This window comes from Clostridium sp. (assembly GCF_050717535.1).
Taxonomy (GTDB): Bacteria; Bacillota; Clostridia; order Clostridiales; family Clostridiaceae; genus Clostridium_AD.
Genome location: NZ_JBOITM010000091.1, coordinates 15,623 through 41,798, shown reverse-complemented (window position 1 = coordinate 41,798; position 26,176 = coordinate 15,623). Strand labels below are relative to the sequence as shown.

Annotated in this window: 26 protein-coding genes; 3 read left to right on the top strand and 23 right to left on the bottom strand. The window is 31.7% G+C overall.

From position 1 onward, the window contains the following. Nucleotides 1–40 precede the first annotated feature (40 nt). The 3 genes from ACREVU_RS20085 to mraZ all read right to left on the bottom strand — a co-directional run bounded on the left by ACREVU_RS20085 (nt 41) and on the right by mraZ (nt 1,983). A complete protein-coding gene (locus ACREVU_RS20085) occupies nt 41–535 on the bottom strand; it encodes a hypothetical protein (protein ID WP_431553372.1) in 495 nt (164 codons plus the stop codon). Nucleotides 536–553: 18 nt separating this feature from the next. Next, a complete protein-coding gene (gene rsmH / locus ACREVU_RS20080; RefSeq protein WP_431553396.1) occupies nt 554–1,486 on the bottom strand; it encodes a 16S rRNA (cytosine(1402)-N(4))-methyltransferase RsmH in 933 nt (310 codons plus the stop codon). A gap of 68 nt (nt 1,487–1,554) precedes the next feature. Further along, nucleotides 1,555–1,983: a division/cell wall cluster transcriptional repressor MraZ gene (gene mraZ / locus ACREVU_RS20075; protein WP_431553371.1), complete on the bottom strand. Its 429-nt coding sequence runs from the start codon at nt 1,981–1,983 to the stop codon at nt 1,555–1,557. Between the two features lie 307 nt (nt 1,984–2,290). On the opposite strand from mraZ, the gene ychF reads away from it, so the two are divergent. Next, nucleotides 2,291–3,388, top strand: a complete 1,098-nt coding sequence (ychF, locus tag ACREVU_RS20070) for a redox-regulated ATPase YchF (protein ID WP_431553370.1) — start codon at nt 2,291–2,293, stop codon at nt 3,386–3,388. A gap of 265 nt (nt 3,389–3,653) precedes the next feature. Here the strand turns inward: ychF and ACREVU_RS20065 are convergent, their stop codons facing one another. Beyond that, on the bottom strand, nt 3,654–5,948 hold the full coding sequence (locus tag ACREVU_RS20065) for an AAA family ATPase (protein WP_431553369.1): 2,295 nt from the start codon (nt 5,946–5,948) through the stop codon (nt 3,654–3,656). 252 nt (nt 5,949–6,200) lie between these two features. Here ACREVU_RS20065 and ACREVU_RS20060 point away from each other — a divergent pair, with 252 nt between their 5' ends. Further along, nucleotides 6,201–6,638: a hypothetical protein gene (locus ACREVU_RS20060; RefSeq protein ID WP_431553368.1), complete on the top strand. Its 438-nt coding sequence runs from the start codon at nt 6,201–6,203 to the stop codon at nt 6,636–6,638. Between the two features lie 322 nt (nt 6,639–6,960). On the opposite strand, the gene ACREVU_RS20055 is transcribed toward ACREVU_RS20060, so the two are convergent. Both ACREVU_RS20055 and ACREVU_RS20050 read right to left on the bottom strand, forming a co-directional pair. After that, nucleotides 6,961–7,218, bottom strand: coding sequence for a DUF4190 domain-containing protein (locus ACREVU_RS20055; protein WP_431553367.1), 258 nt, complete (start codon nt 7,216–7,218; stop codon nt 6,961–6,963). Nucleotides 7,219–7,310: 92 nt separating this feature from the next. After that, nucleotides 7,311–9,914 carry a cation-translocating P-type ATPase gene (locus ACREVU_RS20050; RefSeq protein WP_431553366.1) on the bottom strand — a complete coding sequence of 868 codons (2,604 nt, stop codon included), beginning with the start codon at nt 9,912–9,914 and terminating at the stop codon, nt 7,311–7,313. A 229-nt stretch (nt 9,915–10,143) separates the two neighbouring features. Between ACREVU_RS20050 and ACREVU_RS20045 the strand changes: the two genes are divergently transcribed. Next, entirely contained in the window at nt 10,144–11,787 is a 1,644-nt protein-coding gene (locus ACREVU_RS20045) for a putative manganese-dependent inorganic diphosphatase (RefSeq protein WP_431553365.1), read from the top strand. Nucleotides 11,788–11,897: 110 nt separating this feature from the next. On the opposite strand, the gene ACREVU_RS20040 is transcribed toward ACREVU_RS20045, so the two are convergent. The 17 genes from ACREVU_RS20040 to ACREVU_RS19960 all read right to left on the bottom strand — a co-directional run bounded on the left by ACREVU_RS20040 (nt 11,898) and on the right by ACREVU_RS19960 (nt 26,174). Continuing rightward, complete coding sequence (locus ACREVU_RS20040) at nt 11,898–12,683, bottom strand: hypothetical protein (protein WP_431553364.1); 786 nt, start codon at nt 12,681–12,683, stop codon at nt 11,898–11,900. A gap of 172 nt (nt 12,684–12,855) precedes the next feature. Next, nucleotides 12,856–13,650, bottom strand: coding sequence for a flagellar hook-basal body complex protein (locus ACREVU_RS20035; protein WP_431553363.1), 795 nt, complete (start codon nt 13,648–13,650; stop codon nt 12,856–12,858). Between the two features lie 25 nt (nt 13,651–13,675). Continuing rightward, nucleotides 13,676–14,458, bottom strand: a complete 783-nt coding sequence (locus ACREVU_RS20030; protein ID WP_431553362.1) for a flagellar hook-basal body complex protein — start codon at nt 14,456–14,458, stop codon at nt 13,676–13,678. Next, entirely contained in the window at nt 14,455–14,619 is a 165-nt protein-coding gene (locus ACREVU_RS20025) for a hypothetical protein (RefSeq protein ID WP_431553361.1), read from the bottom strand. Before ACREVU_RS20025 ends, ACREVU_RS20030 begins: the two co-directional genes overlap by 4 nt. A gap of 35 nt (nt 14,620–14,654) precedes the next feature. Continuing rightward, a complete protein-coding gene (locus tag ACREVU_RS20020; RefSeq protein WP_431553360.1) occupies nt 14,655–15,191 on the bottom strand; it encodes a DUF6115 domain-containing protein in 537 nt (178 codons plus the stop codon). 17 nt (nt 15,192–15,208) lie between these two features. Beyond that, the gene (locus ACREVU_RS20015) at nt 15,209–15,937 is read right to left on the bottom strand and encodes a FliA/WhiG family RNA polymerase sigma factor (protein ID WP_431553359.1); all 729 of its coding nucleotides are present in this window, start codon (nt 15,935–15,937) and stop codon (nt 15,209–15,211) included. A gap of 12 nt (nt 15,938–15,949) precedes the next feature. Next, entirely contained in the window at nt 15,950–16,594 is a 645-nt protein-coding gene (locus ACREVU_RS20010) for a flagellar brake protein (protein WP_431553358.1), read from the bottom strand. A 12-nt stretch (nt 16,595–16,606) separates the two neighbouring features. Next, a complete protein-coding gene (locus ACREVU_RS20005) occupies nt 16,607–17,470 on the bottom strand; it encodes a MinD/ParA family protein (protein WP_431553357.1) in 864 nt (287 codons plus the stop codon). After that, a complete protein-coding gene (flhF, locus tag ACREVU_RS20000) occupies nt 17,464–18,744 on the bottom strand; it encodes a flagellar biosynthesis GTPase FlhF (RefSeq protein WP_431553356.1) in 1,281 nt (426 codons plus the stop codon). The genes ACREVU_RS20005 and flhF overlap by 7 nt, the downstream gene beginning before the upstream one ends. Continuing rightward, complete coding sequence (flhA, locus tag ACREVU_RS19995) at nt 18,744–20,810, bottom strand: flagellar biosynthesis protein FlhA (protein ID WP_431553395.1); 2,067 nt, start codon at nt 20,808–20,810, stop codon at nt 18,744–18,746. Before flhA ends, flhF begins: the two co-directional genes overlap by 1 nt. Before the next feature lie 9 nt (nt 20,811–20,819). After that, complete coding sequence (locus tag ACREVU_RS19990) at nt 20,820–22,658, bottom strand: fused FliR family export protein/FlhB family type III secretion system protein (RefSeq protein ID WP_431553355.1); 1,839 nt, start codon at nt 22,656–22,658, stop codon at nt 20,820–20,822. 11 nt (nt 22,659–22,669) lie between these two features. Next, on the bottom strand, nt 22,670–22,939 hold the full coding sequence (fliQ, locus tag ACREVU_RS19985) for a flagellar biosynthesis protein FliQ (protein ID WP_431553354.1): 270 nt from the start codon (nt 22,937–22,939) through the stop codon (nt 22,670–22,672). 10 nt (nt 22,940–22,949) lie between these two features. Next, nucleotides 22,950–23,780 (bottom strand): flagellar type III secretion system pore protein FliP, encoded by an 831-nt coding sequence (gene fliP, locus ACREVU_RS19980; protein WP_431553353.1) that lies wholly within the window; start codon nt 23,778–23,780, stop codon nt 22,950–22,952. Continuing rightward, on the bottom strand, nt 23,764–24,168 hold the full coding sequence (fliO, locus tag ACREVU_RS19975; protein ID WP_431553352.1) for a flagellar biosynthetic protein FliO: 405 nt from the start codon (nt 24,166–24,168) through the stop codon (nt 23,764–23,766). Before fliO ends, fliP begins: the two co-directional genes overlap by 17 nt. Before the next feature lie 11 nt (nt 24,169–24,179). Continuing rightward, nucleotides 24,180–24,638 carry a flagellar basal body-associated FliL family protein gene (locus tag ACREVU_RS19970; protein WP_431553351.1) on the bottom strand — a complete coding sequence of 153 codons (459 nt, stop codon included), beginning with the start codon at nt 24,636–24,638 and terminating at the stop codon, nt 24,180–24,182. After that, entirely contained in the window at nt 24,635–25,369 is a 735-nt protein-coding gene (locus ACREVU_RS19965) for a flagellar motor protein MotB (protein ID WP_431553350.1), read from the bottom strand. The genes ACREVU_RS19970 and ACREVU_RS19965 overlap by 4 nt, the downstream gene beginning before the upstream one ends. Continuing rightward, nucleotides 25,362–26,174, bottom strand: coding sequence for a motility protein A (locus ACREVU_RS19960; RefSeq protein WP_431553349.1), 813 nt, complete (start codon nt 26,172–26,174; stop codon nt 25,362–25,364). The genes ACREVU_RS19965 and ACREVU_RS19960 overlap by 8 nt, the downstream gene beginning before the upstream one ends. Nucleotides 26,175–26,176: the final 2 nt, after the last annotated feature.

Here is a 26,176-nt window from a genome sequence, read left to right as displayed (position 1 = left end):
AAAAGATAAAATTAGCGCTTGTTATCTAAAATGTAATATTTTAAAAAATAATGTTTTTTATTTTGCTTATTATATCAATGCTTATTTTAACTTGTGATTTTTCCACAGTTGCTAAATTATTTTTACTCAAATTACAGTATTGTATATCACTAATATTAGGTTTAACCATATGAAGTTTATTAGTAGCCGTTTGTTCAATGAGGCTTATATTTCTAAACTTAATTAAATCTAACTTATAAGCATCATTCTCTTTATTCAATGTTTCTATTTGTGCCTTAGCTTTTGAAGTTGCGTCTTGGTAATTATAAATCATACAATATCTAGCAATAATAGTAATTCCGATAACAAAACCTAAAAGGATATTTTTAAGAATACTTTTTTTATTTTTTATATCCTTTATTTTTTTGCTCAGTTGAGTTTGCTGCCTTGATTTTTCTAACTCCTGGTATTTTCTCTTTCTAACCTGTTCATCTGGTGCTAATACGGTATTCCCATCCATTTCAAAGTTGTTTTTTGCTACTATCACTTTATTCACCCCATCCACAATTTAGAACTAAATTTTTTCAGCCACTCTTAGTTTTGCACTTCTACTTCTTGCATTGATTTCTAATTCCTCCTGCGTAGCCCTTATAGGTTTTCTACTTATAAGTTCTACTATTGGTACTTTTCCACACACGCACATAGGTAGTTCTTTTGGACATTTACATGGATCATGTAATTCTTTAAATGCATTTTTAACAATTCTGTCTTCAAGTGAATGGAAGGTAATCACTGCCATTCTTCCACCGCTTTTAAGTCTATGTACTCCATTTTCTATGGCACTGTTTAATATTTGAAGTTCTCCATTAACCTCAATTCTTATACCTTGGAAAGTTCTTTTAGCGGGATGACCCCCATCTCTCTTATATTTTGCTGGAATGGCTGCATCTATAACATTCACTAGTTCTAGTGTAGTATCAATTGATTTTTCAGCTCTCCTATCTACTATAAAATTAGCTATTCTCTTTGAAAACTTTTCTTCTCCATAGTTTCTTAAAATCTCTCCTATCTGCTCTTCACTATAGCTATTCACCACTTCAAAAGCTGATAGGCTCTGAGTTCTGTCCATTCTCATATCAAGCTTTGCATCTCTCATATAGCTAAATCCACGTTCTGTGGTATCTAATTGGTAAGAAGACACTCCTAAATCCATAAGAATACCATCTACTTTTTCTATTCCAAGCTTTTCTAAAATGGCTTCAATATTATGAAAATTATCGTGTACATAGGTGACATTGTTATATTCTTTAATTTTTTCTTTAGCGGCTTTTAATGCATCCTCGTCTTGATCAATACCAATTAATCGTCCCTTTGGGGATAATCTTTTTAAAATTTCTAAAGAGTGCCCTGCTCCTCCCAGTGTACAATCAACATAAATTCCATCTTCTTTAATATCTAGTGCATCAAGGCACTCCTCGAGTAAAACTGGTAAATGTTTAAATTCCATAATTAATCTCCTCTTATCTGCATCTATTTCATCCATATGTTTATTTTTTACTATATAGCTATTTCATCCTATATTCCTAGTTCCATCATTTTTTCTGCTATTTCATCAAAGCTTATATCCGCATCATTATATTCATCCCATTTGTCCTTAGCCCATATTTCTATTCTAGTTGACACTCCTATACTTACTATTTCCTTTTGAAGTCCAGCATATTCACATAAATTTTGCGGTATTAAAGCTCTTCCTTGTTTATCTATTGTCACTTCATTAGCACCTGAGAAGAAAAATCGTACAAAAGCTCTGGCATCCTTACTGGTTAATGGAAGTCTTTTTAGTTTTTCCTCCATTATTGACCATTCGCTAATAGTATATATGTACAAACATCCATCTAGACCCTTAGTCATTATAAATTCATTAGAAAGTCCATTTCTAAATTTGGTGGGAATAATTATTCTGTTTTTATTATCAATGGCATGTTGATATTCACCAATAAACATTTTATTCCCCCAGTTTATAAAATTACTCCACTTTAAACCACTTTAACCCATTCTAAACCACTCTAAAGTATTATTCTATAAAAAAACTAAAATTCCTTCTTGTTTTATACAAGTATTATCATTTTTTTAAAATAATTAATTTTACAGTTCAGATTTTTATAATATATATACTGTTAATACATTTTTATACTTTTATGTTTTTACTAAAGTGCATTCTGCAAATTTACTTTCTTGAAATGCACTCCAATCTGGAGTATAATTTATAAGATGTTAATAATTTAAAAGTAAGAAAGGAATGTACATATATATGAAGCTAGGAATTGTAGGTTTACCAAATGTAGGAAAAAGCACATTGTTTAATGCAATAACAAAGGCAGGAGCAGAATCTGCTAACTACCCATTTTGTACTATAGAACCAAATGTAGGTGTTGTTAGTGTTCCTGATAAAAGATTGGACGTGCTACAAGCTCTTTATGATAGTAAAAAGGTAGTTCATACCGCAATCGAATTTTATGATATAGCTGGCCTTGTAAAAGGTGCAAGTAAAGGAGAAGGTCTAGGTAATAAATTTCTATCTCACATAAGAGAAGTTGAATCTATAGTGCATGTTGTAAGATGCTTTACTGATGACAATATCATTCACGTAGATGGAAACGTTGATCCACTACGTGATATAGATACTATTAATTTAGAACTTATTTTTTCTGATCTTGACGTCTTAGAGAGAAGAATGGAGAAATCAGTAAAACTTGTTCGTTCTGGTGATAAAGTAGCCAAAATAGAATATGAACTTATGGAAAGAATAAAGCTGCAACTTGAAGCAAATTCTCCAGCAAGAACCCTTGAATTTAACGAGGAGGAATCTGTCTTTGTAAACAGTCTTTTTCTAATTACTTCAAAACCTGTATTGTATGCTGCAAACATTAGCGAAGATGATTTAGTTTCTGGTAATACAGAAAATGATATGGTTAAAAAAGTTAAAGAATTTGCTTCAAATGAGAATTCAGAAGTAATTGTAGTTTGCGCAAAACTTGAAGAAGAATTATCCACACTAGAGGATGATGAAAAAATGGAACTTCTAAAAGAATACGGTCTTTCCGAATCAGGACTTGATAAACTTATTCATGCAAGCTATAAGCTACTTGGTTTAATGAGTTTTCTAACTGCAGGAGTTCCAGAAATACGAGCATGGACTATACACATTGGAACCAAAGCCCCTGCTGCTGCGGGCAAAATCCACTCAGATATTGAAAGAGGCTTTATAAGAGCAGAAATAGTTTCCTATGATAAATTAATTGAATGTGGCAGTGAAGCCGCTGCTAAGGAAAAAGGATTATTTAGACTTGAAGGAAAAGAATATATTATGCAAGATGGCGATGTAGTTAATTTCAGATTTAACGTATAAAAGAACACAGTGCCACCCACGTGGCAAGTGGCAAAATTGACAAGCTCTAGCGTATAAATATTATCCACATCCACCTCCGCAAGCTGTTTCCTATACAATAAAAAAAGAGTATATATTACGCGTATTGCAATACGACTAATGCATTCATTTCGCTAAGAACTTCTTATTCAAATGCATTATACGTAATATATACTCTTTTTACGCATATAAAAGAATCGAGTAGTGCCACCAACGTGCCAACAGAAAAATTAACCTTAACTGTCCACTATTTTTTGCTACTATATTTTCTTAATTCTTTGTTAATAGTCATCATTATCCCTTGGTGGTCTATATCTGAATTTCCCATCAGTACACTCATTGCATCTTCAATAGAAGTCATAGTATATATATGGAAATTACCATTTTTAATTTCTCGCTCAACTTCCTCGCTCAATACCAGGTCATCTGCATTAGACAATGGTATAAGTACACCTTTATCCACTATGGTATCAATAGCCTTACATACTCCAAAAAAGCCCTCTATTTTATCATTTACTCCTCCTATAGGTTGAACATCACCAAATTGGTTTACGGAGCCTGTGACGGCAATATTTTGTTTAATAGGGATTTTACTTAAAGAAGAAAGCATACATATTATTTCTGCTACTGAAGCACTATCTCCATCTATTTTGCCGTATATTTGTTCAAAACTCAAGTGGAAATCCACTGGAAGTTTAGTAAACCCTCCATTAATGCCACTTATATATCCCTTTAAAATATTAATAGACTTACTATGAATACTTCCGCTTAAATTACTCTCATGCTGAACATCTACAACATTTCCTTCTCCTTTATAACAGCAACAGGTAATCTTAATTGGCTTACCAAAACTAAAATACCCCGTGTCAATTACCGATAATCCATTGATTTGACCAATTTTACCGTCTTTCACGTCAATAAGCATTTTCTTTTCTGTATAATTATTTAAAATTTCCACTTCCATAATATCTTTTTTATAAGCAATGTTAATTATATCATCTTCACTAATCTCGGCCCTATTTTCTGCTTTAACCTTATTATCTGATAAGGTAATTAGCTTGCTTATTTCATATTTATCATAATATACTTTATTCCTGCTCTGGGCTTTTCTTGATAAAACTTTTGCTACTTCTCTTACAGCTCCTTTTGTAAGAGACCTAAAATTATTTTCACTACAAATTTTATTTATCTCTGATACCAATGAGGTCTTTAAATCATTGTTTATATTCTGCACAGGACTCACTTCGGCCTTTATAGTGAAAATCTTTCTAAAATCTTCATCATAGTTATAAAGTAAGTCATAGGTCTCATAGTCCCCAATAAGAATTATCTTCTCTTTAATAGGTATAGGTTCAGGTTTTAAGGAACTTAAGGAAACCAAGTCATAATAGCTTTTGTTAGATGCCACATCTACTTCTTCTTTTAGTAGTGACTTTTTCAAATGATAATAAGCAGAAGGATTACTTAGCAAATTATTTGTTCTAATTATTAAACAGCCTTCATTTGCTTTTAACATGCTACCACTTTTTATAAAATCTATATTTGTAGAATAAACACCATTGTGATTTTCATACTCTATATTTCCAATTAAGTTTGTTAAGTTAGGATCTTGTTCAAATATTACAGGTGGAACTACATTTTTACTATTGTCAACCATTACGTTTACAACATATTTATATATAATTTCATTTATTTTTTCCTCATCATCTTCATAGGCTATCGAGTAATTCTCTATAAGTTTTTTTTCAATATCATTGCATACTATATCCAAATATTTTTGAACATCTACGTCTTCATTAAATAATACTTTATATTCTTGCTTTAAATCCGTCATTTGATTTTTATAATAAACTTCCATAATTTTTTTTATTTTATCTAGGTCCTTTACTTCAATTTCTTTTAACTGCTCTAATATATCCTTAGCCTTATCTTTTAAAATAATTACTGTCTCCAAAATGCTTTCTTTTTTATCTTTATCTAAGATGTCATATTCACTTTCAGTCATTTCTTTTCCACTACTTAAAGGAATGAATGTAAATCCATTATTAGTGGATTTTATATCAAAGCCTTTTTCTTTTGCTGCATCTATTAGTTTAGTAATTAGTTCACTTCTCTTTTTTTGAATGCTCTCTTGAATATCTTCCTTTTCTTTATTTGTAGAATCATCATAAAACTGAAATGTGCACTCTAAATATTCATTCTGCATCTCTTCAAGTGTTTCTTTTAGCTTATTGCCCCCACCATTGCTTACAAAAATTGGTTTAGGAGATTTCTCATCTTCATATGATACATAACATATATCTTTAGGCCTGCTCTTACTTTTGTAAATTTCATTTACATATTTAGTAATGTCTTTAAGCGTCTCTTTTGAAAAATCGTCTATTAAATAAACATTAAAACCCTCTTTATCTATACTTAAAGCCGTTTTAATATTTTCTATCACACTAAAGTACTGTGGTAATGAATCTAAGGGTTCCCTTTCACTAATATCTTCAATATCAAATTCATATATAATGTCTTTTGGAGTTAATTCCCTATTCATATTCCGCCTCCCTTCAATCCTTTATTATATTAATATTCTTAAATTACCGATTTAGGAACAAATATTATCGTTAAGAAATAATAATATTTATTAAATTTATGCTTATAAATATTTTTTTATCCTTAATTTTTATTAGAAATATTCAAATACACCTTTTTTAATACTTGAGTTAAATTACAACTTAAGATATACTATAATAAGTTGTTGACTTTTTTTATTTTTTATAATTTTTTTTGTGAAGGAGTAATATTGATGGGGTTTAAAGACAAATTAACTAATAGCTACACACAGGCTTATTTAAAAAGATATGGTGATAGACTTACTCAGGCGCAAGGTAGAGTTCTATCCGTAAAAGTAGAAGAAAAAAATCGTTTCTATAAGTTTTTAGAATACTTTAGAATACTTTATAAGTTGAATGTTACAATCTTAGTAAAGGCTGATGGAAGTAAATCTATTGCTAAGTGCGTATATAAAAAAAAGCGCTGGTTTAGAAAAATCAAATTTATCTCAGTGCTTCAAGGTCATTCTGTTATAATTCAAGGAATGAAAGGCAAAAAAGGAAAAGAAAAAAGAGAACAAATTTCAATTGTAAATATTAGAAATATGACTACAAAAAAAGACTTAGTTCCAATGCAAGGAGCTGCTGCTCCTAAAGTGCAAAGAGTAAGAGCTGATAAACGATTTAAATAAAACTTGAAAAAGTATATATTACTACTAATGCATTCATTTCGCTAAGAACTACTAATTTTATTTTTAATTAATCTGCTAAAAAACATAAACTCGCTTCGCTCAAACATATGTTTTTCTTAACGCTACTTAATTAAAAATAAAATAAGAAGTTCTAACGCTTATTCAAATGCATTATACGTAATATATACTTTTTTTTATGCATAAAGACATTATTTTTAATTATAAAGGTTCTGTTTAAGAATAATGTTGAAATTGAAAGGCAACCTCTCAAGGTTGCCTTTAATGCGTCATAAAAGAAAAATTTGAATTAAGTAAAAAGAATTTACTGATAATAAGTTACTGAAGAAAACTTTACTAATACAATGATTGCAAAAACTTGACAACACATACCTATAATGCTAATAATCCTTCCTGATACAGCCAAACCAATTCCTTTTTCTTCTGAAATATTTATTTCTTTAACAGACTTATAGGACATAACTATTCCCATGATACCGAAGACTAAACCAATAAAAGGTAGTAATATTGATAGAATCCCTAATAATAATGTTGATTTTGATTTATTATTTGTTTTTTCCATTTCACACCTCAACTCCATTATACAATAAAAGGATAATATTTACAATAATTGGTGTGTATGATTTTCAACACTACTCTTTAACATAGCCATTATTAATGATTGTGTTTTAAATACAAGTACAAACTGTTTATGAAGGATATAATACCCGAGAAAAACAAAATAATTAACCACTGCCCAAAATTCAATGGTATTGTATGAAATATACTCTGTAAGAATGGGATATATACTATGCCAAGTAACATAAGTACAGATATTCCCACCGCTCCAATTAGGTATAAATTTGTAAAGGGGTTAATTTCGAATAGAGAAAGCTTTTCTGACCTACATTCAAATACATGTATTAATTGAGATAAAACTAGTGTTCCAAGGGCCAAGGTTCTACATGCTTCAAGACTCATGCCATAATATTTACCACCGATAAATGACAATATTGTACATACCCCTATAAGTACTCCTCGAATTAGAATTTTTTCTGTAAGTCCTCTTGAAAATACACTTTCATTTCTTTCTCTAGGCTTTTCAAGCATAATATCACCGTCAGCAGGATCAACTCCAAGTGCAATAGCAGGAAGCCCATCTGTAACTAAATTTACAAATAGAATTTGTATTGGAAGTAGCGGATTTTCAAGGTAAAATAAGGAAGCCAAAAACATGGTAAGCACTTCCCCTAAATTACAAGATAACAAATACCTTATAAACTTTCTTATATTATTGTATATTACACGGCCTTCTTCAACTGCTGCAACTATAGTGGCAAAATTATCATCTAAAAGTATCATAGAAGCCGCTTCTTTAGTTACATCTGTTCCGGATATTCCCATGGCGATACCAATATCTGCTTCTTTTATAGCCGGAGCATCATTTACACCATCTCCAGTCATAGCAACAATTTGGTTGTTATGCTTAAAGGCTCTTACAATTCTTAGCTTATGTTTTGGAGTTACCCGTGCAAATATCTTAAATTTGTTTATATCTTTTTCTAACTCTACATCATTTAATCTATCTAATTCATCTCCAGTTATAACTTCACTAGGCTGGCTGCAAATATCTAACTCTTTCCCAATAGCATAAGCTGTATTTTTGTGGTCTCCTGTTATCATTACAGGTTTTATACCAGCAATCTTACATTTAATAACTGCCTCCTTTACCTCTTTTCTTGGAGGATCAATTATACCTGCAACACCAATAAAAATCAGATTAGACTCTAAATTATCATTTTTAATAATACCTGATACCTTATAGGCACAGGCGATACATCTTAAGGCTTTATAGGACATAGAATCTACAGCCCTTAATAGTGAATTTTTATAAATTGGAAGCATTGGTTCTATATTCCCATTGATGTATATATAATTACATTTTTCTATAACTCTTTCTGGAGCACCCTTTACATAACAAACCTCCCTATCCTCTTCTTTCATAATCACCGACATAATTTTTCTTGTAGAGTTAAATGGTATTTCATAAACACGTTTAGCTTTACTTAAAAATTCTTTTAATTCTTCGGAGTTTTTAAAGAATCCTTTGATTAATGCAGTTTCTGTAGGATCACCAAAGAGGCTTTTTTGAAATGTTTTCCCATTGAAATCATAATTACAATCATTACAATATGTATAGGCTTTTTTCATAACTATATTTAATGGGATTTTATCTTTATCAACATCGTAAACATGTCCATTGAAATACAATGCTTTTACCGTCATATTATTTTCAGTTAAAGTTCCTGTTTTGTCTGTACAGATTACAGATGTACAACCCAGGGTTTCCACTGCTGGTAATTTTCTGACTAGTGCATTCCTTTTAAGCATTCTAGATACTCCAAGAGCCAAAGCCACCGTAACTATAGCAGTTAATCCTTCTGGTATTGCAGCTACTGCAAGACTTACCCCTAGCAAAAACATTGCATACTTATCTTGCCCACGCCAAATGCCCATGAGAGTTACAACTACGCAAATTATTATGCAAAGTGCAACTAATATTTTCCCAAGATGAGCCAATCTTTCTTTAAGTGGAGACCTCTCATTTTCAATGCTATGAAGCATATTCGCAATTTTTCCCATTTCTGTGTTCATTCCTGTTTCTATAACCTTTGCTTTAGCTTTTCCTGTAAGAAGTATGGTTCCCATATAAATATTGCTATCATTAGAATTCGCACTTTTATTTACCCCTGCTGATTCTCCAGTAAGAAGTGATTCGTCTAACATTGCATTATTATCCTCAGCCAAAATACAATCCGCCGGAACTCTATCCCCACTCTCTAAAATCACCAAATCGCCTGGCACTAAAAATATTGCATTTATCACTGTTATACTACCATTTCTGACCACTTTAGCAGTTGGCGCCGCAAGCCTACTTAGTGCCTCAAGGGATCGCTCAGTTTTATATTCTTGAATAAATCCCAGGATTCCATTCATTACAACTATAATAAAAATAGTTATGGCATCTGCTTTCTCTCCCATAATCCCAGAAATAACTGTTGCTGCAATCAATACCCATGTAATAAAATCATTGAATTGCGAAAAAAATATTCGAGCAGCAGATATCTTTTTCTTACTCTCTAATTTGTTATATCCATATTTTTTAAGCCTGTTTTCTGCCTCTTCGCAGGTAAGCCCCCTTAATGTAGTTTTGCTATTATAAACAGAGTTTCTCGGCTTATTTTTATCCCTGTCTTTTAACAATTGTTCGTTAATCATATGCATGCCCCCTTTTCTAACTTAAATAAAACTTCTATTTTACTCACTAAGAATTACTATGTTTTCATTATCTTCTAATATATGTGTTAATTTACTTACATATGAAAAAAATATGATGAATTGTTTTACTTATGCTTTTTTTTCTTTACAATATAGGGATTTAAATATAAACTAGTAAGGACAATCATTATTAATTAAATAATTAAAAAGATGACAAGGAGGTTCACACGTGAAAAACATTATTTATGTTACTGGGCATAAAAATCCAGATACTGATTCTATTTGCTCTGCTATTGCATATGCAGAGTTTAAAAATAAAACAGGAAAAATTCCTGCTGTTCCTATAAGACTCGGTGCTACAAACCTAGAAACACAATTTATTCTTAAATACTTTAACGTAGCAGAACCTGAGCTTATAACTACCGTTAAAACACAAATTTCTGATTTGGATATAGACATTATAGCCCCTATCTCTCCAGAGATTTCTCTAAAAATGGCCTGGTCCATTATGAAAAAAAATAATATTAAAACTCTACCTGTTATAGACGAAAATGATAGGCTAGCTGGTGTGGCTTCGGTTTCAAATCTTGCAGCAAGCTATTTAGATATATGGGACAATTCCATTCTAGCCAAAAGTAATACCACACTTGAAAATATTTTAGATACACTATCAGCTAAATGCGTGTTTAAACCAGAACAAGAGTTTAAAATAACTGGTAAAATTATTGTAGCTGCTATGAATCCAGAAAGCACGAAAACTGTAATTGAGGTTGGTGACGTTGCCATATGTGGCGATAGAGAAGATTCACAGTGCTTAATAATAAGTTCTAAAGCTTGTCTTTTGATTATTACAGGAAACCATCCTCCAACAGATAAAGTTATAGATCTTGCAAAAGAGAGTGGCTGTACAATTATATTGACCCCTTATGATACTTTTACAGCTTCTAGATTAATAACTCAAAGCATCCCTATAAATTATGTTATGACCAAAAAAGATGTATTGAGTTTTAATTCAGAAGATTTTATTGAGGACATAAAATATATTATGCTTGAAACTAGGTACAGAAGCTATCCAGTAATTGATGAAACCAATAAAGTTATTGGTAGTGTATCTAGATATCACCTAATATCACAAAACAAGAAAAAGGTAATCCTTATGGATCATAATGAAAGAACTCAATCTGTGTCTGGCCTTGAGGATGCTGAGGTATTAGAAATAATAGACCATCATAGAATTGCAGATGTGCAAACTGGCCTCCCTATATACTTTAGAAACGAGCCCGTAGGAAGCACCTCAACCATAGTAGCTTCCATATTCTTCGAAAATGGAATTAGACCTTCAAAAAGCGCTGCGGGCCTTTTATGTGCAGCAATAATTTCAGATACCCTGCTTTTAAAATCTCCTACATCCACTATAGTAGATGAAATTGTATTAAAAAGATTAGCTCAAATAGCTAATTTAAACATAGAAGAATTTGCTAAAGAGATGTTTAAAGCTGGCACATCCCTTGAGGGTAAAACTGCGGAGGAAATTTTCTACCAAGACTTTAAGACCTTTACACTTAATAATTATAAAGTTGGAGTATCACAAGTTGGTACAATGTATATTGAGGGCTTTGACCCATTAAAAGAGGACATAATAAGTCTAATGAACAAAAAAGCCAAGGAAAGCAATTATGACATTGTCTTACTAATGTTAACTGACATATTAAATGGTGGTTCCGTATTAATAGCTGCAGGGCAACATAAAGATATTGTCTCAAAAGCCTTTAATATTACTCTTTCTGATAACGGTGTATACATACCTGGTATAGTATCAAGGAAAAAACAAGTTATACCGCCTATTTCTGCTGCTATTAATCAAATAAAATAAATAAAGAAAAAAGTATAAATGTTATCCACAGCCACTTCTGCAAGCTGTTTCCTATATAATGAAAAAAAGCAAAGCATTCCTTTTGAAATGCTTTGTTTTTTTCTTTAAAACTACAATAGTCGCATAAGAAGAATCCCAATAAAAAGTATGAAACATATAAAATAACTTATGCTTAAATAATCTTTTATGCAAACATCATCAATTTTGTTATTATATTCACCATAACTTTTTAGATAATGCATATTGTTTCCATTATAATGAAAGTAAAAATTAACTGATTCTATATATGCAGCTAAAATATCAACGTTTAAAAGAGGTATTTTTAAGAGATTATTAAAGTAATCACCTTTAAAATTTATCTTTAAATCTTTGTTTTTAAAAGCATAAATTGCATATAAAAATAATTCACCTATCAATGATGGAATTATACAGACTATAGCTATAAATACACCTATTATATTCAAGTCCTCATTAAGGCTTAAGTTATAGAGCAAGGTAAATATAATAGCAGCACTATTTCCCAGTATTATAATGTAAAAAAGTGGAGCAATAAATCCACATATAAGTGCTCTGGATATAGTGGACATTGTGTCATAAAAATATTTTCTTTCAGTATGATTCAAATTTTTTCGTTCTGTATTGCTTATATCTATTACAATAAAAGCTGCTATGGCATTGTACACTTCACTATTTTTTACCATAAAGTGGTTTGCCATAAAAGAAAGTCCAATATATATAAGAATTGCAACAGAAAAATATAAAAATTGTAGTATATAAACATTTTTGATCTTTTTCTTTAATTTTAAATTAAAAAAATTCACTGCCCTTTGCCTATCTAATTTCCACAGTAATATACTAAATAAACATCCAAACACATAACCTATCCCTATTTCCATCCCCTCCTTGTTCATATTATTACGCACTTTAATAATAATATATGAGAGGTACTCTTTAATTAAAACTATTTTTCATTTTTTATTTAAACACAACAAAAAAAAGAGTATAAAAGAATCAGTAGTGCCACCCACGTGGCAAGTTTAATTTCAATATCTTTCCTGAAAAATCTATTTATTTGCGCAAGTTATTAGCCATTTGCCACATTTCATCAGCAGTTTTAAGGGTAGATGAACTAAGTTGAAAAGCTCTTTGCGTTATAATCATATCTGTCATTTCTGTGGAAATATCAACATTGGATTGTTCTAAAAATCCTTGTCTAATAGAATAATCAGTGCTATCTATAACCTGAGAACCGGGCTTTGGCATATACAAACTGTCGCCAACAGAAATCATTGAATTATCCCCTATAACATTTGAAATTCTAATTTTTCCCACTTGCTTCTCTACATTATTCTGTTTAAAAGTTACATTACCACTTTCATCTACAGTAAAATTATTTCCATTAAATTTATAAGGGCCACCTGCCTTGTTAATATTAATACCCTTATCAATTATACTTAACCTATTTCCCTTTTCATCAACTATAGTACCACTTGAATCTGTAACAAAATTGCCCGCCCTAGTATAAGCCTTGCTATTATCTGGCTGAGTAACCTCAAAATAGCCAGTACCATCTATAGCTAAATCTGTTAAAATATTTGTAGAAGTAAGGTCTCCTTGCATATTATCTCTTGTCCACTCTCCCACTCTAACACCAGTACCATTTTGTAGTACTGATTTACCATTAATACCTTTAGATACTGGGTATCCTTTTCTATCAAGTGACTCATAAAGTAAGTCTTTGAAATTCGCACTAACTTTTTTATAACCATTGGTATTTGCATTAGCTATATTATTTGATATAGCATCTAATTTTTCTTGCTGAGCCATCATAGAGCTTTTACTATTCCATATAAGTCTTAACATCCTAGCTTCCCCTCCCTCATTACAATTATCTTACTGTACCAACTTCATTAACAGCTTTTCCCAGTGTTTCATCCATGGCCTGTAAAACCTTTTGATTACTTTCAAAATTTCTCATAATTGTCATCATCTCTACCATTTCATTTGCAACATTAACATTAGATTTTTCTAGAGTGTTTTGCCTTACAGTAATATTCTGATTTTGAATTGGACTTGCTCCCTCAAACAAATTGTCTCCAACTTTTTTAAGTGTCTTGTAATCTGCAAAGTCCACAGTATTAAATTCATGTGTATTTTGTCCATTAACTGATATATTTCCACTTTTATCAACTTGAAGTTTACCATCACCTACAAAAAGAGGTTCAATAGCGTTTGTGCCCTTATTTTTACATAAAACCTTATCTCCACTATCCGTTACTAAATAACCCTGTCCATCCACATGAAAATCACCACTTCGGGTATAATAATTTTTATTATCAATACCGTTATCCCTTTTCACTGTAAAAAAACCCTTTCCTTCAATTGCGAAATCTGTAGCTTTATCCGTAGTTTGAAGAACCCCTTGGGAAAAGTATGTGTTTACATCATCAATTTGACTTCCCATACTAAGGGAACCAATAACATTTTTAGTGTTTACTCCGTTTACCATTTTGTCATAGTTTTGTATCAGTACATCATCAAATTTTTTAATAGAAAGGTTGTCACTTTTAAATCCAATAGTGCTAGCATTTGCTAAATTATTGCTAACTATGCTTTGTTTAGCTTCACCAGTTATTAGTCCCGTAACTGCAGTGTATAGACCTCTAATCATTTTCCCACTTCCTTATTATTAATAATTGGCATCTCATCAGGGTAACGCATACCATATCCTCTAGCCTTTATTTCAATTCGGCCTTTGCTCATCTCATAATTAATCTTGTTACCAGTTAATAGAATACAAGATAAAATTATACCTATCCCTATTCCAATCAAAAGTTTCCTATCACTTAGAAAGTCTATTAAATTTTTTATCTTATATATAAATCCTTTATTAATAGTACTTCCCCCTTACCTAAATGCATTATTTCTGATATCTCATCTACTGACGATCCGTCACTAAATAACCTTTTTATTTCATCAACCTTTTCACTATTATTTTTATTATTATCGGTGTTATTGTTATTATTATTGTTGGTGTTGTTATCGTACACTTCCTCTATAATAAATCTCTCTTTATTTTTATGAAATTTGTCGCTATCTTCTATATCGTGAGCTTTCTCTAAATATGAAGTTATTTTTTTAATTTTTTCTTCCTTTAGGGAATCATTGCTCTTGTTTAAGCTATTATTTTTCTCAATAATCTCTTTAATTTCCACTAATTCACTTTGAAGCTCTAAAATGCTTTCTGAAAACTCTCTCTTAAGTTCTCCTATTTTTATGTCATACTCCTTAGTATCTTCTATGGCATTTCCTAGCACTCCCTTAAAGGACTTGCTTTGCTTTTTTATAGATAAGACATTTAAAATTATAAGAATTAATCCAACAAAAATTAAAAAACCTGTCATATAACCCACTCCATATTTTATATTTCATATTTCAGTTTTGATAGAGCTTTTCTTAAATTTACAAGTGCTCTACTATGAAGCTGACAAACCCTTGACTCAGATACATTTAAAATACTTCCTATTTCTTTTAATGTAAGGCCTTCATAATAATATAGTGTTAAAACCATTTTATCCTTGTCCTTTAGATTTTCTAGTCCTAGTGATAAATACTCAATTTGCTCTTTTTCTTCTAATGCACTTTCAGGGCTTGGACTCTTATCATCTTTAATGGTACCACTAAGGGGCATTTCATCCTCTTCAGAAAATATTAAGTCTTCCAGCGAGACTACAGATATATAATTTATATTGCTTTCAATGTCAGCTACCTCTTTAATAGTAATACCTAATTCCTTGGCAATCTCATGATTTGTAGGCTCTCTATAGAGACGTTTTTGTAACCTTTCAATAGCTGCATTGTAAATATTAAGCTTGTCCATAGCACCCTTAGAAATGGGACTGTTCTTGCGAAGTTCATCAATCATAGTACCTTTTATTCTAATTGATGCGTAACTTGAAAATTTCATCCCTTTTGTTTCATCAAATTTACCTAGTGCATCCATAAGGCCTATCATGCCATAACTAATCAAATCTTCATATTGAACATATTTTGTTTTTCCAATTATCACTCTAGATGCAATATATTTGACTAAGGGTATATTGCTTTTAACAATTTGCTCTCTTACATCAACCGCACTGGCTATGGACATATAACCGCCTCCCTAATTTTTTTTCATCTGTTCTCTCATAAGTTGAAATGTATATTTAATAATTCTTTCTCTTGTTGGACTATCTAAGAATTCAAAGCTAAGTCCGCAAACAAATCTACCTTCGTCATCCTTTTGAATTCTCTTTGCTTGTCCCACTATAAGCACATCTTCCTCATTAACCACTAAATCCAGCAAAATAAAATCATTTAGTTTAATTTCTTCTGATACTCTAACCTTCATTCCACCACCACTTAAATCAACTAATACTGCTCTGAAATATTCACTTTTATCCACGGTCCTTGGATTAGTTTTTGGCTTATTCTTAAGGTTTTTATATTTAGCTGCTTTTAAAAGTGGGACTCTAACATATTTTCTTCTTTGAATCTTTATAATTTCCTTAGGTTTTGAGATAAGCAAGATTGGTATATTTTCAAATTTACGTCCTATAACTGAAGACTTAAATTTATAAAGATTTTCCTCTTCATAATAAATTACATCCATAACAGTTCCCTTTGACAATGGAATATATTGACCTGCATTAATTGGTATACTAATTGCTATATATTCCTCTGTTAAATCTTGAATGTTTGTATTATAATATTTTTCATCAACTAATATTTCTAATTTCTTATTTATGGCAAAATCGACTTTAACCATTACCCCAACCCCTTATGAAAAAATGCTAAATATTTTTTTGAATAATCCTTCTATCCCAATCCCACTCCTCTTATCACTCATGCCCTCAATTTTTCTTGCTATACTGTCAATATCCTTAGCTGCCTCTGAACTTGGATAACTTACAATTACAGGTTGTTGGGCTCTTACTGCATAGGATAATTTCTTATCTTCACCAATTTTGCCTAAGTATTCTAGTTCCATCCCTAAAAATTTAATATTAGCATTATTAAATTTCTTAAAGGTCATATTTGCTTCATTATTATCTAGAGACCTATTTACTATTACCTTTGCAGAATTTTTTATATTGAAATGTTTAACAGCCTTAAGCAGACTATAGGCATCCGTTAACGAAGTAGGTTCAGGTGTTGTTACTATTATTAAATCTTCGCAACAAGCAATAAATCCCAAAACACTTCTATTTACACCAGCCCCAGTGTCCATTATTATATAATCTAGCCCTGTTAAGGCCGTAAGCTTATTTAGAAAATTATCTCTTTGAGTTTGAGTTAAATCTTCAACTTTTGTAAGGGCTGACCCACCTGGAAGAAGCTTCACACCAAAAGGTCCATTTATTACAACTTCTTCAATTTCTTTTCCATTACTTATAACATCAAATACACTATACCTGGAAGAACATCCCATTATAATATCATCATTTCCCATTCCTATATCAGCATCAAAAATCATAACCTTTCTGCCCATCTTTTGAAGTGCTATAGATAAATTTACTACTATATTGCTTTTCCCAACCCCACCTTTACCAGATGTAACCGTTATAATCCTAGGTATGCTCTGCCCCTCATTATCAACACTTTTCAGTGCCATCTGCCTTAGCCTTTGAGCTTGATCTAGCATATAGTATCCTCTCCTAATATAAGACTAACAAGTTGACTTTGAGATAACTCTTTAAGATCATCAGGTACATTTTGACCCGTTGTCACAAAACTGAGAGGTATTTTTGCAGTTTCTAATATATTAAGGATAGACCCATAAGTGGAAGTTTCGTCTAATTTAGTTACTATAATACTATTATAATTCAAAATTTGATATCCTTCAATAATAGATTTAATATCTTTATTCTTTGTTGTAGAACTTAGTACTAAATTGATGTTTTTTGTATCTGCCTTTTCCACAAAAGTTCGGAGTTCTGAAATTTGCATTTTATTCTTACTGCTTCTCCCTGTAGTATCAATAAGTACCACTTCACATTCATTCATACATTGTATAGCCTCATCCATATCCTTCATATTGTACACTACTTTAAAAGGTATGTTCATAATATCTGCGTAAGTTTTAAGCTGCTCAACTGCTCCAATTCTATAAGTATCTACTGTAATTAAGCCTACAGTTTTTTTTTCGATTAAAGCAAGCCTTCCTGCAAGTTTTGCTATGGTAGTAGTTTTCCCTACACCTGTTGGACCCACTAGAACTATTCGCCCTTGCAAATTTGGAATAGTCGTATGAATCATTTCACTCAATACGCTTTTCAATTTCTCATATTCTACGGCTCCAATTTCATTAACATCCCTATCATTATTTTGCTCTTCAGCAGCTTGGACTTCATTATTTCCCAGGGAGTGATTTCTAATATTCATCATTATATTTTGAATATTTTCACTATCAACATCATTGTCTTCTAATAATTTTTCTACATTGCTTTTACCATTATTAATTTTACTATTATTGCCACCCTTATTAATGATGGAGAGTTCACTAAGCATGATTTTCATTTCTTTCATTTCACCCATTAAATCAATTGGATAATTATTATTGTCACTACCCGTGTAAGCCTTCTCACTATGTACGACCTTATTTTGCTTTTGGTAATCTTGCGCGCTATATACTGCCTTATTTTGCTTTTGAGATTCCCTAGGGTAAGGTTTAATTCCGTCTTGCTGCTGCACAACTTTTGTAAGAGCCTCTATGCTTTCTTTGATATTATCATCTTGCTCATCTATTTCATTTTCAACCGCAGCAGTAACTTCGATAATTTTAGATGTAAATAAACCTTTTATTCCTGGTTTTCTTATTTTCCTTTGACTTATAATTACAGCTTCTGAGCCCAGTTCATATCTTATTCTTGTCATGGCTTCGTTCATGTTACTCACTACATATCGTTTTATAATCATTATATAGTCACAACCCCTTCAGTTTTAATCTCAACTTCATTTGGTATCTCATTTAGAGAAAGCACAGAAATACTTGGAAATACCATTTCAATAAGTCTTCTAAAGGCTGGCCTTATCTTAGGCGATACTAGTATTACTGGTTGATTATTGTGAAAATAAATTGTATTGATATTTTCCTTAATAGAATTTAATATCTTACCTGTAGTTTCAGGATCAACTGCTGGAAAAGAGCCCTGAATTGATTTTTGAATATTACTTGCCACTATATTTTCAACTTCTGGCGCGAGAGTTATAATTGTTATGCTTCCATTATCATCAATTAATCCATTACAAATACTTCTTCCAAGTGAAAAACGTACATATTCTGTTAGTACTTCTATATCCTTGGTTATTCTTGAATTATCCGCTAAAGACTCTAGGATCGTAACCATATCTTTTATAGCTACTTTTTCCTTTAATAAACTTTGTAGCACCTTTTGCACTTCACCAATAGTCATAAGATCTGGTATTAACTCTTCAACTACAGTGCTATATTTCTCTTTAACAGAATCAATTAATAACTTAGTTTCCTGCCTACCTAGAAGCTCGAAGGCATGAGTTTTAATAGTTTCTGTTAAATGAGTTACCATTACAGTAGTTGGATCTACTACTGTGAGTCCCTTTATTTCAGCATCTTCTCTTTGATCATTATTTATCCAAACTGCAGGCAGTCCAAAGGTTGGTTCAATGGTATTAATACCTTGAATAGTAATATCTTCAGAACTTGGGTCAATGCAAAGTAGCATGCTTGGCATTAAACTGCCTTTTATTATTACAGTCCCTCTTATCTTTACTACGTATTCATTTGTTTTTAGTTGCAAATTATCTTTAATTCTAATAGGTTGTACAACAATTCCCATCTCTAATGCACATTGCCTTCTCACTGAGGCAATTCTTTGAAGTAGATCTCCCCCTGTAGCTTCGTCGGCTAAGGGTATTAGACCATATCCTATTTCTATTTCCATAGGTTCCACAGAAATCAAATTCATAACATTTTCCGGTTCGCGACTTTCAGTATCAAAGTTTTCCTGTTCTTCATTTTCTATCTTTATAATCTTTTGATCCTTTTCGTCCTTATGTAAAAAATATGCACTGGTTGCCGTAGCAATAGCAAGCATTATGAAAACAAGTGTAGGCATGCCTGGTATTGCAGCCAAAACAAGTAGCACCACTGAAGTTATGGCAATAACCTTTGGAAATGCAGTAAGCTGTGAGGTTACTTGAGTTCCCAAATTTGTTGTACTACCAGACCGCGTAACTAGAATACCAGATGCAACTGATATTAAAAGTGCTGGAATCTGACTTACAAGACCATCCCCTACTGTTAGCCTTACATAAGTTGTTGCAGCTGTTCCAATTGGCATTCCAAGCATTACTACACCTATAATTATCCCACCAAAAATATTGATTATTGTAATAATTATACCAGCTATTGCGTCTCCCTTTACAAATTTAGAAGCTCCATCCATAGCTCCATAAAAACTGGCTTCATCCTGAAGTTTTGTTCTTCTCTCTCTTGCTTGCTGCTCAGTTATAGACCCTGCATTCAAATCAGCATCAATGCTCATCTGCTTACCTGGCATAGCATCCAGTGTAAATCTAGCAGAAACTTCAGAAACTCTACCAGCACCTGCTGTAATAACTATAAACTGTATAACTATTATTATTAAGAAAATAATTATTCCAACTACATAATTACCTCCAACAACAAACTCACCAAAAGCCTCAATTATATCGCCTGCATAGGCTTCTGTTAGTACTAGCCTGGTAGATGAAATATTAAGTGCTAATCTTAAAAGAGTTGTGATTAAAAGTAAGGTTGGAAAAACTGAAAATTGCAAAACTTCTGTTGTAAACGTTGTTAATAGTAAAATTATAACTGCTAGTGTAATATTAAGAGCAATTATCACATCAAGTAGCTTTGGTGGTAATGGAATAATAATCATTAAAACTATTCCTATTACACCAAATGCAACCAAAACATCTAGATTATTCTTTATTTTAAATCCTGTTTTTTCAGCCACAATTACCCTCCATTATTTTCTTTTCTTTAATTTATATACTAATGCCAATATCTCCGCCACTGCTTGATACATATCCGCTGGGATTTCAGAGCCTATATCTAACTCCTTATATATTAACCTAGCTAGTGGTTTATTCTCAATTATCGGAATATCATTTTCACTGGCAATCTCTTTTATTTTTATAGCCACATTATCTGCGCCTTTAGCTACAACTATGGGTGCACCTTCGCCACCCTGCTCATACTTAATAGCAATAGCTAAATGAGTTGGATTTGTGATAACCACTGTGGCATCAGGTACTGATTGCATCATTCTACTTGATGCCATCTCTCTTTGTTTTTGCCTAATTTTCGACTTAAGCTGAGGGTCTCCCTCTTGTTGTTTATATTCTTCTTTAATTTCCTGCATACTCATTTTTAATTCTTTGTTATGCTTATACTTCTGATAAGCAAAATCAATTACTGATATTATGAGCATAATCATGCTTATTTTTATAAATATAGCTATTACCAGTGCCCCAAAAACGCCTAAAATAGCTTCTATTTTAAGACTTCCATAATTCATTATTTCCATATAATTATTTTTAATAAAATTATAAGCTACAATTCCTATGGTAGTTACTATAGCCAAATTCTTCACTAAATCCACCAAAGACCTCATAGAAAAAATTTTCTTAAATCCACTTATAATACTTAATTTTTTAAGATCTGGTTTAAGTGGTTCGCCTGTAAATATAAACCCAGATTGTATTAAGCTAGCAAAGACTCCCATTATCATAATTGGAACCATAATTGGTAAAACAAGAAGTCCAAATTTCACTGTAGACAAAAGAAGCAGACTTCTAAAAGTATTTTCGTTTACACTGAGGGTTAAATAACTGTTTAAAAAAACACTTAGTGTGCCTTTTAGTGTATCTAACAAATATGCACCCAAAGTAATGAGCAAAAATGTTGTGGTTAAAAGAGTAATAGTAGAAGATAGTTCTTTACTTTTTGCCACTTGCCCCTTTTTTTTTGAATCACTTTTCTTTTTTGGGGTAGCATCTTCAGTTTTTTCACCACTATCCGATGATATAATAACAAGTAATGGTATAACTTTATAAAAAGCTTTTATTATATCCGGGATAGTGTAAAAGGAATTTACTATTAACTTTAGAATAGCTGGAAGCACTAGTGCAAAGCAACTGAGTCCCACAAGTATTTTTATTGGCATACCCAAAATCATAACATTTAATTGTGGAACCGTTCTTGATATTAAACCAAGACACAAATCTGTTATAATAATTATTAAAATAATAGGTATTGCTATTTTTAACGCAAGTATGAAAAATTCTATAAATATTTTCACCATCATCATAGCTGATGCTTGTGATAGTATAAACTTACCAAGTTTTACAGAATTAAAAGAATCAACCACAGCCCTTATTAACATATGATGGCCATCTACAACAAAAAACATTACCATACTTACCCAGTAAAGTACTCTTCCAAGCAATGTAACATTCTCATTAGATACAGGGTCAAAAAGGCTCATCATGGAAAACCCAACTTGGAAATCCATAAGCTGCCCAGCAAACTGTGCTGAGAAAAAGCAAAACTTTGTTATATATCCTAACATAAGGCCAGTGATAACCTCGTCTATAGAAAATTTAATAAGAGCTACGTTACTAGTAATTAAATTCACACTTTCATAATTAACACCTGGTAAAATTAAAAAAGTAAAAACAACACAAAATCCAACCTTTGCTGTAGGCGGAGTACCCTTAGGAAAAAAAATTGGTACACTCATAAAGAATGCTGATATTCTCAGTATCACCATTATAAAGCCTAAATAATAAGCTGTATTAATCAAAATAACTCCACCTAACCTCCCATATTAGCAATAAGTGCAAAAATTCTAGTTGTAAAATCAATTAGGATGTGAAGCATCCAGCTTCCCATTAATAAGCCCATTATTGCTGCTGCAAGTAACTTTGGAACAAAAGTTAATGTTTGCTCCTGTATTTGAGTAGTAGCTTGAAATATACTTATTAGTAGCCCTACTACAGTGGCTGTAAGTAGGATTGGAGCTGATACCATTATTGCCGTTTGAATAGCATCTCTTACTACAGATAATACAATATCTTCAGTCATTTAATTCACCTCAACTAAAACTCATAATAAGTGATTTTACTAATAAATTCCACCCATCTACCATAATAAATAATAATAATTTAAATGGCAGAGAAATCATAACTGGCGGTAGCATCATCATTCCCATAGCCATAAGAATACTACCAGTAACAATATCTATTATAATAAAAGGTATAAATAATAAAAATCCCATTTCAAAAGCCCGCCTTAATTCACTAATCATAAAAGAAGGAACTACTGCATATAGGGGTACTTTATCATAGGAAAGTTTAGGCTTTCCATTGCTCATTACTACTTTACCACTTGCATCAACTTCATTTTTAACCGTATCTTCTAATTTCCCCACTTCTAAAAAAAGTTTTAAATCCTTAGCTCTGGTCTGTTTTAACATAAAATCTCTAAGGGGCTTAGAACCTTTATCGATGGCTACGGATTGAGTTATTGTACTATTCAAATATGGAGTTATGGCATCATTATTTATTTTTGTAAATGTTGGAGCCATGGTGAAAAAAGTTAAAAACAGTGCAAGTCCAAGTAAAACCTCTTTAGGTATTGCCTGTTGAGCACCAATCGCGCTTTTGAATAGTGATAGCACTATAATTATTCTTACAAAACTTGTAGTCATTATAATAAATGAAGGAAGTAAGGTAAGTATAGTAAGACCAACAAGTAACTTAATATTATCCACATAATCATTTGGAGTAGTTGCTTTATCAATTGAAAGATTAATTTTAGGTATTGGTAGTGTTTGCGGAACCGCATTTACAACTTTTATAGAAACAATCCCCATTACCAACATAATCAAAGCAAAAATAAGCAAGTTTTTATTCTTTCTTTTCATCTTTAGCACCCTTTTTCATAATACGATTTTTAAAAGTAGCCGCAACTTCACTGTTAATAATATGTTTTTTGAATAGCTCTTTCATGTCCTCGTATTGCGGTATCTCTTTAATACTTTCAATACTGCTAATTTCTTCCTTAGGTAATTCAAATAAAATATTAATTCCCTTTAAACTAGAAGATATTGCATAAGCTTTTTCACCAATTTTTACAACTATTATACTATTTTCTTTAGATAGCGCTATCCTATCTAATACTTTCATATATCTACCATTTTGTAATTTTTGAAGTTTATTTCCACCATACTTTAAGGATAAATATAGTAAAATTAATATAAAAGGTAAAAATATTATAATTTTAAAAAGTAGTGTCCAGAAATCTAAGTCCATTACATTACCACCTACTGTACCAATATATCATTAAAATATATATGGGATATTTTTCCTTTCGTTAAGGTAGGATTAACTTTAGCAATTAGCTCCTTCTTTATACCATCCACACCTGCACCACTAAAATCTGCAGTAGTTTTTGCTCTAAGAGTCGCAATGACAGCATCTCTAATAATTGGCTTTTTTGTTTCTAGTTCTGCAGTTAAGTCTGCATTATCTTCATATCCAAGAACAACACTAACCTTTAAATAACGCCTTCCATCCTCATCTGTTAAATTTACTAAGAATTCATCCAAAGAATAAGTTACCTCATTACTTACCGCGACTTTAGCTGTTGTAGTCGAACTGCTATCATTTTTTTTACCTAAAAAATACATACCGCCAAATGCTGCACCGCCAACTACAATTAATACTAATAAAAGTATAATAATTAATTTAGATTTTTTCCCACTTTTAGGTTTCTCACTCACTTTTTAACAGCCTCCTTTTGATTTGCAACAATCAAAATATTTACTCTCCTATTTAATGCTCTGTTTGCTTCGTTATTGTTAGGTGCAATAGGTTGATATTCACCACAAGCTACTGATGTAAATCGTTTTGGAAGCTTCTGTTTCTTAATATTTACAAAATATTCAAGTACTTTTAGAGCTCTAGCAGAAGATAATTGCCAATTATTTTTGTATTCGAAATTATTAATGGGTATATTATCTGTATGTCCCTCTATTACAACATCATTAGGTAGAGTAGCTACTAAGGCATTAATTGAATCTAACACTGGCTTACTCTTATCTATAATTTCTGATTTTCCACTTTGGAATAAAATATTTGCTTTAAGTTGAATGATAACTCCCCTTCTATCAGATTTTATCACCACTGTGCTTTCTAGTTTATTGGTTTTTATAAAACTTTGGACCTTTTGGTACACATCTTCTGAACTATTACTAGGTGTTGTAGTTGGTACAGGTTCTCCAACTAATGGAACTTCACCACTTTTCACGTTGAAATCTAAAATACTAGTTCCAGTTTCGCCTGTGAGTACTGATTGAAGAGAGGATGCAATTTGTTTAAATTTTGCTGCATCAACTGTTGAAAAAGAATATAACAAGACGAAAAAGGTTAGAAGAAGTGTCATAGTATCTGAAAAAGTAGCGATCCATGCATCTGTTCTCATTTCTTCTCCGCCACTTTTTTTTCTAGACATTATCTGTCACCCCAGCTGCTTTGGCTTCATCTTCAAGGAATTTAGCTCTGTCCACAGGTGATAAATAAGATGTCAATTTTTCTTCAACAATCCTTGGGTTTACTCCAGATTGAATTGCAAGTATACCCTCAAGCATCATTTCACGATTGTTGACTTCAATGCTAGATTTATAATTCAAATTCTGTGCCATAGGAATTAATATTAAATTTGCAAGTAAAGCACCATAAAATGTAGTTATCAGTGCCTTTCCCATACCAGATGCCAAGGCTGAGGAATCGCTTAAGTTTGCAAGCATTTGAATAAGCCCTATAAGAGTACCAATCATACCAAAAGCTGGTGCATAAGCTGCCCAAGCTTTTAGCATATTAGCTCCATCATTATGACGCCTTTCCATTTCCCCTATTTCTAGTTCCATAATTTCCTTTATTGTTTCAGGCTCAAGGCCATCCACCACCATTTGGAGTCCTTTTTTTAAAAATTCATTTGTTAATTGTGCCATTTCATCCTCAAGAGATAAAAGACCTTCTCTTCTTGCTTTTTTAGATAGTGTTGTAAAACTATTTATAATCTCTGTACTAGAAGATGTACTTTCTTTAAAAGATTGTACAATAATCTTTGTAACTTTCTTCATGGCTGCAATTGGGTAAGCTATAAGCAGCGCCGCAAAAGAACCTCCTACTGTAATTGCTATGGAAGCAGGATCAAAAAATATTTTTAAATTAGCCCCACCAGCTGACATCCCCCATAAAATCAGCACAACTCCTACTACAATTCCAGCACTGGTCAAAATATCATGTTTTTTCATGC